The organism is Brachyspira pilosicoli, from assembly GCF_019402445.1.
In the GTDB taxonomy this organism is placed as follows: Bacteria; Spirochaetota; Brachyspiria; order Brachyspirales; family Brachyspiraceae; genus Brachyspira; species Brachyspira pilosicoli_B.
The window spans coordinates 1-12,956 of the sequence record NZ_SRZM01000125.1; the positions used below are offsets into that span (position 1 = coordinate 1).

Here is a 12,956-nt window from a genome sequence, read left to right on the forward strand (position 1 = left end):
AAAAAGAAATAAATTAGAAATGAATAACACTAATTTTTCTTATATAATAGGAAACCTAGTGCCTGTTTATAATCAATCTATAAGAAATCTGCCTCAATATGCACAAACTTATAACAAAATAATAGGAAATGCTGTGTCTAATTCATTTAAAAATCGTATAAATTATTTAATAGGCAAAACAAATTATATAGGTGCTTATATCACTATTTCAAGCATACCAAATATTAATGTAATAAGTGAGAAAGAATATTTAAATAATTTTAGGCAAGCAGAATATCAAGCTCTTTTAGAGAATATAATAAATAATTTTGAAGTTATAATAAATGAAGAAATGAATATTGATAATTATAATTTATTATATATAGAATTTATTTTTGTATTTGATAAAACTTTAGGAATAAATCAAAATTTTTGGTATAAACTAAAAAACACAGATATTAAAGAAGACATTGAAAATTTAGGTATTACACTTGGAGAAGTAGCTAATTCAATAGGTCAAGGCTTTAAAAATTTTGTTGGTGCTGCTAAAGGCGAAGAAAGAAATCTATATGAAGATAAAGATATATTTGTATTCGACACAGAAGATATTTATTTTGATGAAATTGGTAAAAATTTTATGATTCAAAGAATGGACGAATTAAGAGAAAGACTTGATATAAAACGTGATAAATATTTACTTGATTTGGATCATAGTTTGGTAAATTCATCAATGACTATAGAAGAAATTGAAAAAGCAATTCCTACAATAGTTCATTATTCTGAAGAAAAAAAAGATGATGTTAAAACCTATTATGAATATTGGAATAATAGGCGTCATAGACGAGAGCTTGAATTGGATCAGCTTAAATTTGAACTTCCTTATAGAGAAAAATTAAATACTTTAAAACTAGAATTTGATGATTTACTTAAAAAAAATATGGATTATAGTAATTATATATACATAGTAAATGATTTAATATATGAAATGGATTATTATTATAGCAATTTGAGTTCTACACAATATCGTACAGATTTATTGAATAGTATAAAAATTAATGATAATGTACTAACTAAAGAAAGACATAATTTTTTGAAAACATTCTCAAAACAGCTTGAAGAAGATATTAAAAATAACAATATAGAAAGAAAAGAAGCTTTGGAGAAAGCCTATCAAATAGTACATTATTCTGATGATAAAATAGATAAAGATGGTATAATGGGACTTTTACCATCTTTTTTAGGCGGAGATACAACATATTATAAATATTGGAATAATGTTAGAGAAGATTTAATAAAAAAAATAGAAAAAGAATTTAATTAATTATTAACAAATTTTTATAAATATTTATTATCATTAATATATAAATAAAATATTATTTGCTATTATTTTTTAAGCATATCATTGCCGAAAATAATAACAGAAAATTAATTTTTTGCTGGAATATGTATGTCTGAAGAAATAAACAATAACGAAGAAGTAAATACTGAAGCACCTAAAAAAGCTATCAAGAAAAAAGTAATTGTAAAATCTAAAGAGAAAATAAAAGATTTAGATTTATCAAAATATGGAACAAGAAGACAGGCTAGAATATATGCTGTTATGGCTTTGTATTCATATGATATAAATGAAAAAAAGGTAAATATAAACGAATTATTTAATTTTGAATATGATGATAAAAAAACTGCTAACAATAGTTTTACTAAAGAGCTTGTTGAAGGAACTATAAAAAATTTACAAAAAATCGACAGCATTATAGAAAAATATTCTAAAAACTGGAACATTTCAAGAATACAATATGTAGATAAGTCTATAATAAGAATGTCTATATATTCACTTATATATTTAAAAGATATACCAAAGTCTGTAATAATAGATGAGGCTGTAGAAATAGCTAAAATATTTGGTGATAAAGATTCTTATAAATTTGTTAATGGGATTTTAGATGCAATACAAGAAGAAGATATACAATAAAAAAACTGAAAAAAAACTTCAAAGTATACGAATCTTTGTATTTATATTATCTATAGGAGCATTGGGCTTAATATCTATAATATCTTTAAATGTAGCTATTAATCAAGGCAAAATAAAATTAAACCCAAGAATAGTAGATGAATATACCTTAGCACAAGAATACTACAGAAAAAAAGATTACAATAAAGCCAAATCAATATTAAAAAAAGAAATAGCAACAACTATAGACCCAAAAAAAGAATATGAAGCTAATATTTTATTAGGCAAGATATATAATGATACAGAAAATTATGAGGAAGCTTTAAGAATATTTAGTTCGGTTAGCAATTCTTTATATTTTGATGAAGAGTTGAAGCATAATATAGGAATAACATATTTAAATATGGAGATGTATGATGATGCTTTGGTAACATTTGAAGAGGCATTGTCTATTAATTCAAACTATGTGCCTACTCTGCTTACTATTGGTAAATTTTATATGGATAGGGATTTACCGCGTTTAGCTAAGGGGTATTATGAAAGGGTACTTAAACTTGAAGAAAATGATGAGGCTATGTTTAATGTTGGTATAATAGCCCTAAACGAAGGAATGCAAAGTTTAGCTTATGATACTTTAAGTAAATTAGTGAGAAAAAGCAATAATGAATATGCTGATATGGCTGCTAATGTGCTTGGCGATATATATGTTATAGCTGGAGATACTGACAGTGCCATAGAAATGTATTTAAAAAGTTTAGCTAATTCCAAAACACAAGTAGAATCTGTAAAGAGATTAGTAAAAGTATATGAACAAGTTGAAGATTATGACTCTATTAAAAAGGTTTATGAGCAGATATTATATCAAAATCCTAATGATATTAATACAATTATAGCTTTGGGTAATTTATATGAAGAAGAAAATGATTATGATAAGGCTATAAAGTATTATTACAAATTATCAAAAATAAAAAATTATACAAATGCTTATGAGGCTATAGGACTACTTGCAAATGCATACTATAAAGGAAACAGATTAGATGAAGCCGAAGATAATTATAAAAAAATAATTATGTTAGATAAAAAAGATGATTTATATAAAACAGCATTAGAAAGACTTGGAGATATTACTTATAGACAAAAGGCTTTTACTACTTCATTAAAATATTATAAAGAGATATACACAATAGAAACAAATAATGCAATATTCAAACCAAGATTAGGTGAATTAGAATTGTATTATGGAAACTCAGACAGAGGAATTAAATTACTTGAAAACTCAATAAAAGAATCAATAGGAAATGCTTTTCCTAGTAGAACTTTGGCTATATATTATGAAAGTATAGGTAATTATAATGAAGCTTTAAATTATTATAATTACACATTATCAAAATATCCTAATGACAGAGAAAGCTTATATAGAGCAGGAATGTTATATTATAGAAACAGAGAATACAAAAAAGCAAATGAATCTCTATTAGTAGCGGCTAATGATGAAAATAATAATACTTTTATAAGAGAAACAGCTTGGAAAACATTGGCTACTATGATGGAAGAGATTCGTTCATATAATGAAGCTAGCTCATATTACAGACAGCTTGTAGAAATGTCTCCTAAAGTAGAAAATTATATGCTTTATGGAAATTATTGTTACAGAAGACTTCAATATAATGATGCTATATATGCTTATAGTGAGGCTTTAACTATGGCAGAAAACAAAAAAGAAATGTTTGATATAAATTTGGCTTTAGGTAAATGTTATTTTAGATTAAATGAATTGGATAATGCAGAAGAAAGTTATAGAAATGCTTTAAGCTATAATGGAGGCGACTATCAGGCGAAAGAGGGGTTAAGACAGGTATTAAACAAAAAAAATAATTTATATTAATAATTGACAATAATCATTAGTAAAATATACTTTTATATATAAAAATATTGGAGTTTATATATGAAAAAAATTAGCATTATTTTACTAATGATTTTTTTTGCTTTATTATCATGCAATAATACTGCAAAAAAGTCCACAAACAGCGGTGAATTAACTATCATACATATGAATGATACACATGGAAGAGATGAAGAAGAAAAGATAGTTAATAAAGAAGTAACTCCTCCAGAAACTAATTATATGTATGGAGCTGCAAGAAGGGCTTCATATATCAAAGATGTAGAAAAAACTAATAATAATGTTTTAATTCTTCATGCAGGAGACACCATTACAGGAAGCGTTTATTCTACAGTATTTATGGGAAGAGATGAAGTTGATATTATGAATATGATAGGAGTTGATGCTGCTGCTATTGGAAACCATTTTGTAGATTATGGACTTGACAATTTTACAGCAATAATGAAAGAGAGAAAATTCCCTACTCTATCTATAAATATCAAAAATAAAGAAGACAATAGTTATTATGCTTTGCCATATATGGTTACAAATGTAAATGGACTCAATGTTGCAATTATAGGCATAACAACTACAGATTCTGTTTATAATCCTAAATATGTTGAAGGTTTAGTATTTGAAAAAGAGATAGATTCATTAAAAAGTTTCTTAAAATCCACACCTCTTAATACAACAAATGATATCACAATACTTTTAAGCCATGTAGGTTATGAGGGCGATAAAAAAATAGCAGAAGCTTTCCCTAAAACTTTTGATGTAATAGTTGGAGGACATAGCCATACTGTTTTAGAGAAAGAAGATATTGTAAACGGCACACCTATAGTACAGGCTGGATATTATGGAAGATATTTAGGGCAAATAGATTTATCTGTAAATAGCGGAAAAATAGAAAACTTTAATTATAAACTCATACCTATGGACAGCACTATAAAACAAGATGCCAATATGCTTGCATTTATTGATGAGATGAAAGGCACTGTGGATAAAGAGTTTAATGTAAGAATAGGAACTTTGCCTGTAGAACTTGTTCATGACGGAATAAGGTCTAATTCTATGGCTATAGGAAACTTTGCTTGTGATTTGGTGTTAGATTCTTATGATAATTTGGATATGGTATTAATGAACTCTGGAGGGCTTAGAACTCCATTAAAAAAAGGCGATATAACATTGGGTAATATTCAAAATGAGTTTTTCCCATTTGATAATGAGGTTGTATTAGTAACATTAACAGGAAAAGATATTTTAGAAATGCTTAAAATATCAGGACAAAAGAGAGGTGCTGGTGCTTTTCTACAGTTATCTAGAGGAATGGAAGTAAAATATAATGCTAATGGAGAATTATTATCTGCTGCTTTAAATGGTGAAAATATTGATGAAACAAAAGACTATACTGTTGCTTTATCTAGTTTTGTATTTTTGGGAGGAGACGGTTATCAAGACAGTGAAGGAAAAGCTATAGGAGAAAAGGGTAAAAACATAGTTATGACTGGTAATGATATGCGTGATGCTATGATAGCAAAAATTAAAGAGCTTAACAATATACCAGAAAGCTATATAGATAATAATCCTAGAGTAATATTTGAATAAAATAATTTAGTATTTAATTTTTTTAAGAGAGTCTGTTTTTTATAAAGCAGGCTCTTTATTTTTTATAGAGTGCTTTTAAAATATTGTTGTAAAAAATTGGCATATATGTTAATTTTTATATATATAATTATTTATATAGTTTTTATAATTTTTATTGGAGTTTTATAATGGAAATAACTATTGAAGAATTAGAAAATAATACTTCTGTAATAAAATTAGTGGGAGATATTGATGTTTATACTTCTTCAGATTTAAAAGATGCTATAAACTCTCAAATAGACTTCGGAGCAAAAAGAATAATTATAGATATGGAAGATGTATATTATATAGACAGCAGCGGAATAGGAGTTTTTGTATTTGCAATAGGCTCTTTTAAAAGGGTAAATGGTAAAATAGGTATAGTAAAAATCACAGAAAATGTAAGAAAAGTTTTTGAATTAACTAAAATAATAAGCTTCTTTCCTATTTTTATGACAGTATCAGATGCTATAGAAAAGTTGTAAAATAATTCTTGATTTTTTATTTAATAGTTATACAATTAATATCAAATTATATTTATAAAATTATAGTAAAGAAAAGAAGTTATGAATAGATTAATTTTTATTAGAAATGTTTTTATAATGTTTTTAATTTGTTTCAGTGTTTTTTCAAATGCTGAAGTGTTTGCTGCTGAAAGTATTAATGACTATATTATGGAAGAGATTGGAGATAACACAGAACACCCTTTCTTCTCTATCCCTATAAAATTAGGACATTATATAGATTTCGACTTTAAAATAACAAAACATATTATTTTGGTAACAATAGCAGGTATTTTATCAATACTTAGCATGAAATATTTGGCTCATAAATTAAAAAGACCATTTAATAAGCCGACATATTTACAAAATCTATTGGAAATTATAATAGACTATATGAATAAAGATGTTATAGGGGCAGCTTTGGGTGAAGAAGGCAAAAAATATGTACCTTTCTGCTTAACTGTATTTTTATTCGTATTATTTTCAAATCTTTTAGGTCTTTTACCTGCCCTAATAAAACTTCCTACAGAAGACGGACATTATGCTTATTTGGCAGGCGGTTTAGGAGCTAATATTGGTTTTACTGGTGCTGTTGCTTTATTAGTATTTATTGTTTATATATTTGCAGGAATAAGAAAGAAAGGAATAATAAAATACTGGGTAAAATTAGTACCAAAAGGGCTTCCAATACCTTTAATACCTATAATATGGGTTTTAGAGTTTATCACTTTGTTTAATAGAGCATTTGCTTTAACTATTCGTTTGTTTGCCAACATCACAGGCGGACACATAATGATGATAGTTATACCTTATCTTATCATCATGTCTGGAAGTTTATTGGTATCGCCTTTTGCGGTATTATTTTTAAGTTTTATATATGTACTTGAGATGTTTGTTGCTGTTTTACAAGCTTATATATTCTCATTGTTATCGGCGGTTTATATACAGATTGCCATTAGCGATGAGCATTAATTATAAATTAAATTATATTTTTTAATAAAAAGGAGTAAAAAAATGGAATTTGCTATAATAGGAGCTACTATAGGAGCAGGACTTGCAGCTATTGGAGTTGGTTTGGGTATAGGTTTTATAGGTTCAAGAGCAGTTGAAGGTATTGCTAGACAACCTGAGGCTTCTGGTAAAATACAAACAGCTATGCTTATTTCTGCTGCTTTAATAGAAGGTGTTGGTTTATTTGCTTTAGTTATATGTATTTTAGCTTTGTTTACCAAATAACATTTAATAATACTGATTATAATAAAAGATAAATGGGGGTAAATACCTATGGCACTTTTAAAGATAGATCCGGGTATTATTATATGGACTTGGATTACATTTTTACTAGTTCTTGCTGTGCTTGGAGCTTCTACTTGGAAGATAATTCTTAAAGGTTTAAATGCACGTGCAGATAAGATACAAGAGGACTTGGAAGAGGCAGAAAAAACTAGGGAAAATGCTAAGAAATCTTTGGCTGCATATAGAGAGCAGATTGATAATGCTAAGGCAGAGGCTAGTTCTATAATAGAAAATGCTAGGATTGAGGCTAATAGGGTTAGAGATAAAATTATTGGCAATGCTCGTGAAGAGGCTGAATCTCATAGAAACAAAATACTCTCTGAAATTGACAGAGCTAAAGATGAAGCTATGGGAAATGTAAGAAAACAGGCTGTTGATATTGCTGTGGTTATGGCTGAAACTATATTAAAAAGAAATATAGATAAAAATGATAATCAGGCTTTGATAAATGAGTTTGTAAATAATTTTGAGAAAGATAACAATAAATAAAAAATATGTATCTCTATTAAAGATAGGGCTTTATTAAAATATGAATAGTAATGAAGAGAAATTATTAACACCGGCTGCTAGTGCTATATTTAACATAGCTAAAGATGCTGGTTTAATAAATGAAATATATAAAGAACTTAAAGAATGCTCTAAATTATTTGAAGATGAGGAAATAAAAAAATATTTTGATGATAAAAAAATAGATAAAAGAGAAAAAACAAAACTTGTAGAAAAGAAATTAAAATCAATATTTTCTAAAGAGATTTTTTCTTTTATTAATTTACTAATAGAAAATGAGCTTATAGATGAATTATCAAATATAGTAGATATTTATGGTAAAATGCTTGATGAATATAATAATACTGTGAGGGTAAAAATTATAGCTTCTTGCAGCATAAATGAAGATACTATAAAAAAAATAATAGATACTATAAAATCATTTTCTGATAAAAAAATAGAATATACTATAGAGATAGATGATAGTTTAATTGGCGGTATAATAGTTAATATTGGCGACACAGTTTATGATTATAGTATAAAGAATCAGATAAATATGATGAAAAATAGATTTGTTTAATAATTATTAGTTTATAGAGGAAAATATGAATCCTATAACTGCTGAGATTTTTACAAATTTAAAAACTGAAATATTCAATGAGGTTCAGAAAGAAAAAACCGCTAGATTTAAGCGTATAGTAAAAAACGAGGCAAGTGCTAAAAACTATGCTAAGGCTATGTTTGATGCAGCTAATGAATTAAAAAAGATAGATATTATTAAAAAAGATTTTGATGTTATCTATTCATCTTTATTTGAAGATAAAGATACTTTTTCTTTCTTTACTTCAAATTTTATAGATGGAAATGTAAGGGTTGATGTTATTAGGAGAGTATATGAGAATAAAATATCTCAGGAGGCTCTTAATTTATTATCTATATTAGTTGAAAAGGATTTATTTAATATTTTACCTGCTATAATAGTAGAATATGAAAACTTATGTAATGAGTTTTATGATATACTCTCTGTGAGAATTACTATTGCCAAAGAGTTGGAAGGCATTGAAGAATTGAAGAGAGATATTATAAAACTAGTTAATAAGAATGTTCATTTTTATATTGATATTAATGAATCTATTATAGGCGGTATTATAGTAGAGATAGAAGATATTATATATGATTATAGTATGAAGAGGCTTTTAAATAATGTAAAAGATTCTCTTCTTGCAGAATAATTGAAAAATAATTGCAGAATAATTTTTGCGAATAATTTTTAAGGAAAGATTTTATGAATATAAAAGCTAATGAAATTGCTGCTTTACTTAAAGAGGAAATAAAAAACTACAAAGCAGATTTTGCTCCTAATGAGGTGGGTGTAGTAGTAGAGGTTGGTGACGGTATAGCAAGAATAGTTGGACTTCCGCATATTATGGCTAATGAGATGATTAAATTTGAATGCGGTGCTATAGGGATAGCTTTTAACTTGGAAGAAGAAACTATTGGTGCTATTGTTTTAGGTGATTATGTCGGCATCAAAGAAGGAAGTAAGGTTAGCAGATTAAAAAGAATATTAGAAGTTCCTGTTGGAGAAGAGCTTTTAGGAAGAGTTGTTAATCCTTTGGGAGTGCCTTTAGATGGAAAAGGTGATATTAATACAAGTAAAAGAAGAGTGATTGAATACCCTGCTCCAGGAATTGCAGATAGGCAGGCTGTAAAACAACCGCTTCAAACTGGTATAAAGGCAATAGACTCTATGACTCCTATAGGAAGAGGACAAAGACAGCTTATTATTGGAGACAGAAGCACTGGTAAAACATCTATTGCTCTTGATACAATTATCAATCAAAAAGATACTGGTGTTATATGTGTATATGTAGCTATAGGTCAAAAGGCTTCTACTGTTGCGGGTGTCGTTGAAACTTTAAGACAGCATGGTGCTTTAGATTATACTATAGTAGTAGCTGCTACTGCTTCAGATTCTGCTCCGCTTTTATACATTGCTCCTTATGCTGGTTGTGCGATGGCAGAATATTTTATGTATGAGGAGAAAAAAGACACTCTCATAATATACGATGACTTATCTAAGCAGGCTAATGCATATAGACAAATATCACTTCTTCTTAGAAGACCTCCTGGAAGGGAAGCTTTTCCTGGTGATGTATTTTATTTGCATTCAAGATTATTGGAAAGAGCTTCAAAACTTAGCGATGAATTAGGAGGAGGTTCTTTAACTGCCTTGCCTATCATTGAAACTCAGGACAATGAAGTATCTGCATACATTCCTACAAACGTAATATCAATTACAGACGGACAGATATATTTGCTTCCTAGTTTATTTATGAGCGGTGTTCGTCCTGCTATAGATGTTGGTATATCGGTTTCTCGTGTTGGAGGTAATGCTCAAACTAAGGCTATGAAAAAAGTTGCTGGTACTTTGAGGCTTGACTTAGCATCATATAGATCTCTTGAGGCTTTCTCTCAGCTTGGTATAGGTCTTGATAAGGCTACTTTGGCTCAATTAGACAGAGGTGCTAAAATGGTTGAGCTTCTTAAACAAAAACAATATAGCCCAATACCTATGGAAGAGCAAGTTGTTATATTATTTGCTGCTACAAAGGGCTTTTTAGATAATGTGGAATTAGAAAGAGTTCCTGAGTTTGAATGGAGACTTCTTCAATATATGAAAGCTGATAAGCAGTATATATTAGACAGCATAAAAGAGAAAAAAGATATTGAAAATATTGATGAACTTAGCAGCGTAATAGAAGAGTTTAAGGCTAAATTCTAATAATGAATAAAAATTGTATTTTAATCTTAGCACATAAGAATCATAATCAGATAATGAGATTAATTAATCATCTTAAAACTGATTTTGATTTGTATGTGCATATAGATAAAAGAAACAAATTAAATATTAAAAGCTTTGATAATGTAAATGTTTATAAAAAAATTAAAACTTATCATGGCGGTGTAAGTTTAGTTATAGCTACCCTATTTTTAATAAAAGAAGCTTATAAAAACAACTATGATAGATACATATTTATTAGCGGTCAAGATGTGCCTCTAAAAACAAATAAAGAGATTATTAACTTCTTTGATGCAAACAAAAATAAAGAATATATATCATACGAAAGCATTAATAATAGTGAAGCTATGTATAAAGAAATGTCTTTTAGATTAAATTCATATAATTTTGGAAAACTATATAGACTAATTTTCCATAGAAATATAAGAGAACTATTATCTAATTTTCCTCTTATAAAACGCACTACTCCAGAAAATATTTATTATGGTTCTCAGTGGTGGAACTTAACTAATAATGCTATTAAATATATATTAGATTATACAAAACAAAATCCTAATTTTCTTAAGAGATTTAATTATACTTGGGGAAGTGATGAGTTTTATTTTCAGTCTATACTTCTTAATAGCGAGTTTAAAGATAATTGTATAAATGATTGTTTAAGGTATCTTATATGGGGCGTTGGAACACCTATAAATTTTACAATTAAAGATTATGATGATATAAAAAACAATATTAACAACAATATATTCTCACGTAAATTTGATGAGAATATTGATAATGATATAATAGATAAATTATATAAAGATTTAGAAAATTCTAATTAATTTGGAGTTTTAATTATGGCAGAGAAACTTAATGTATTAAAAGCAAGAATTAAAGCTGTAACAAGCACACATAAAATTACTAAAACTATGGATATGATAGCTCGTTCAAAAACTGCTAAAATACTTACAGTAGAACAAGGAATGAGACCTTATACACAAAAGTTAAACAGAATAGTAGAAGAACTTTCACATTCTGATATGGACCATTTGCATCCTCTACTCTCTCCTAAAAAGACAATAAAAAACATTATATTATTTGTAATAACATCAAGCAGAGGATTATGCGGTTCTTATAATACTAAAATATTAGATGAAGCAATGGAGAGAATTAGACACCATTACAGACATGGTAGAACTGTTGAGCTTCATGTGTTGGGTAAAAAAGGCGAAGTATACTTTGAAAAACAAAACATACCAATATCTCGTAAATATCCCCGTATAGATGAAGAATCTACTTTTGATGATTGTGCTACTGTTGTACAGCGTTTCATGCATGATTATGTTGTAGACAATGCTTCGAGGGTAGAAGTTATATATACAAGATATTATACAAGAGTGGTGCATATACCTAAAATTAAAAGCTTAATTCCTATGATTCCAGATGAAGAGGATATTGAGGGAAGAAAAGCAAAAAAACAGATTGATTATTTGATAGAGCCTAATATTGATGATGTATTAAAAGAAGTTGTTCCATTAGCTATAAAAACTTATTTTTACTTTATGATTACTAGCTCTTTTTTGTCAGAGAATGCTGAGAGGGCTATTGCTATGAGAAATGCTACTGATAATGCTGAAAGACTAATAGAAGACTTGAAAAATAAAGCTAACAGAGCTAGACAAGAACATATTACTAATGAACTTCTTGATATTATAGGCGGTTCTGAGGCTATTAATTAATTATATTAGATAAAATTTTTAGCAATATATTATTTGTTTTGCTGTCTGATATGGTAACTCTTAAAAAATCTTTTAAGATATTACTTTCATCGTAGCTTTTTACAAATATACTGCTCTTTTTAAGCTCATCATATATATACTTAGAGCTTTTATTTGGGTGCTTTATAAGAAGGAAATTAGCTTTTGATGGTAGCACCAAAAAACCTTCCTTGCTTAATAAACTCTCCATTTTATCTCTTTCTAATATTATAGAGCTTATATTTTTTATAGAAGTATCTTTATCATTAATTGAAGATATTGCTATTTTTTCTGATAATTTATTTATGCCGTACTTTTGTCTTATACAAGAAAACTTTTCTATATTAGTTTTATTTGATATTAAAAAGTTTATATTAAGTGCTGAAAGTGAATGAGAATGAGCTATTGATGATATTATTACTAAATTGTCATATTTATCTATTAATCTTAAAGCACTATTCCAAGCAAAACTTATATAGGACTCATCTATTATATATATGTTATTATTATTTATATAATTTTCTATATTCTCTACAAAAAGCCCTGTTTCTGCATTTGGGTTGCTTGTTATTATAATGCTTTTATCTATATTATTAAAACTCTCTAAATCTATATTATAATCTTCTTTTATTTTAATAGTATCATAACTAATTTTTGAATATTCTAAAATCTTTTTATACAAATCCCTATAAGG

14 protein-coding genes are annotated in these 12,956 nt (G+C 27.4%); 13 read left to right on the forward strand and 1 reads right to left on the reverse strand.

Annotated features, from left to right (window positions below):
• From E6A48_RS04905 to atpG, 13 genes are all read left to right on the forward strand, one after another.
• The coding region (locus E6A48_RS04905; RefSeq protein ID WP_219708930.1) for a hypothetical protein at positions 1–1,300 on the forward strand (1,300 nt) is incomplete at its 5' end.
• A 126-nt stretch (positions 1,301–1,426) separates the two neighbouring features.
• Positions 1,427–1,951: a transcription antitermination factor NusB gene (gene nusB, locus E6A48_RS04910; protein ID WP_219708932.1), complete on the forward strand. Its 525-nt coding sequence runs from the start codon at positions 1,427–1,429 to the stop codon at positions 1,949–1,951.
• Positions 1,923–3,815 carry a tetratricopeptide repeat protein gene (locus E6A48_RS04915; RefSeq protein ID WP_219708934.1) on the forward strand — a complete coding sequence of 631 codons (1,893 nt, stop codon included), beginning with the start codon at positions 1,923–1,925 and terminating at the stop codon, positions 3,813–3,815. The genes nusB and E6A48_RS04915 overlap by 29 nt, the downstream gene beginning before the upstream one ends.
• A gap of 60 nt (positions 3,816–3,875) precedes the next feature.
• Positions 3,876–5,417 (forward strand): bifunctional metallophosphatase/5'-nucleotidase, encoded by a 1,542-nt coding sequence (locus E6A48_RS04920; RefSeq protein WP_219708936.1) that lies wholly within the window; start codon positions 3,876–3,878, stop codon positions 5,415–5,417.
• 167 nt (positions 5,418–5,584) lie between these two features.
• Complete coding sequence (locus E6A48_RS04925; RefSeq protein WP_219708938.1) at positions 5,585–5,920, forward strand: STAS domain-containing protein; 336 nt, start codon at positions 5,585–5,587, stop codon at positions 5,918–5,920.
• 117 nt (positions 5,921–6,037) lie between these two features.
• Positions 6,038–6,910 carry a F0F1 ATP synthase subunit A gene (atpB, locus tag E6A48_RS04930; RefSeq protein ID WP_407928823.1) on the forward strand — a complete coding sequence of 291 codons (873 nt, stop codon included), beginning with the start codon at positions 6,038–6,040 and terminating at the stop codon, positions 6,908–6,910.
• A gap of 42 nt (positions 6,911–6,952) precedes the next feature.
• Positions 6,953–7,174, forward strand: a complete 222-nt coding sequence (gene atpE, locus E6A48_RS04935) for an ATP synthase F0 subunit C (protein ID WP_013243520.1) — start codon at positions 6,953–6,955, stop codon at positions 7,172–7,174.
• 48 nt (positions 7,175–7,222) lie between these two features.
• On the forward strand, positions 7,223–7,723 hold the full coding sequence (gene atpF, locus E6A48_RS04940) for a F0F1 ATP synthase subunit B (protein WP_013243521.1): 501 nt from the start codon (positions 7,223–7,225) through the stop codon (positions 7,721–7,723).
• Positions 7,724–7,763: 40 nt separating this feature from the next.
• Positions 7,764–8,300 (forward strand): ATP synthase F1 subunit delta, encoded by a 537-nt coding sequence (atpH, locus tag E6A48_RS04945; protein ID WP_219708940.1) that lies wholly within the window; start codon positions 7,764–7,766, stop codon positions 8,298–8,300.
• A 25-nt stretch (positions 8,301–8,325) separates the two neighbouring features.
• Positions 8,326–8,952 (forward strand): ATP synthase F1 subunit delta, encoded by a 627-nt coding sequence (atpH, locus tag E6A48_RS04950; protein ID WP_219708942.1) that lies wholly within the window; start codon positions 8,326–8,328, stop codon positions 8,950–8,952.
• Positions 8,953–9,005: 53 nt separating this feature from the next.
• Complete coding sequence (gene atpA, locus E6A48_RS04955; RefSeq protein ID WP_219708944.1) at positions 9,006–10,505, forward strand: F0F1 ATP synthase subunit alpha; 1,500 nt, start codon at positions 9,006–9,008, stop codon at positions 10,503–10,505.
• 2 nt (positions 10,506–10,507) lie between these two features.
• Positions 10,508–11,347 (forward strand): beta-1,6-N-acetylglucosaminyltransferase, encoded by an 840-nt coding sequence (locus E6A48_RS04960; protein ID WP_219708945.1) that lies wholly within the window; start codon positions 10,508–10,510, stop codon positions 11,345–11,347.
• Positions 11,348–11,362: 15 nt separating this feature from the next.
• Positions 11,363–12,244: an ATP synthase F1 subunit gamma gene (atpG, locus tag E6A48_RS04965; RefSeq protein WP_219708947.1), complete on the forward strand. Its 882-nt coding sequence runs from the start codon at positions 11,363–11,365 to the stop codon at positions 12,242–12,244.
• Here the strand turns inward: atpG and E6A48_RS04970 are convergent.
• A partial coding sequence (locus tag E6A48_RS04970; RefSeq protein ID WP_219708948.1) for an aminotransferase class I/II-fold pyridoxal phosphate-dependent enzyme occupies positions 12,237–12,956 on the reverse strand: 720 nt, incomplete at its 5' end. The two genes, atpG and E6A48_RS04970, sit on opposite strands and share 8 nt — an antisense overlap.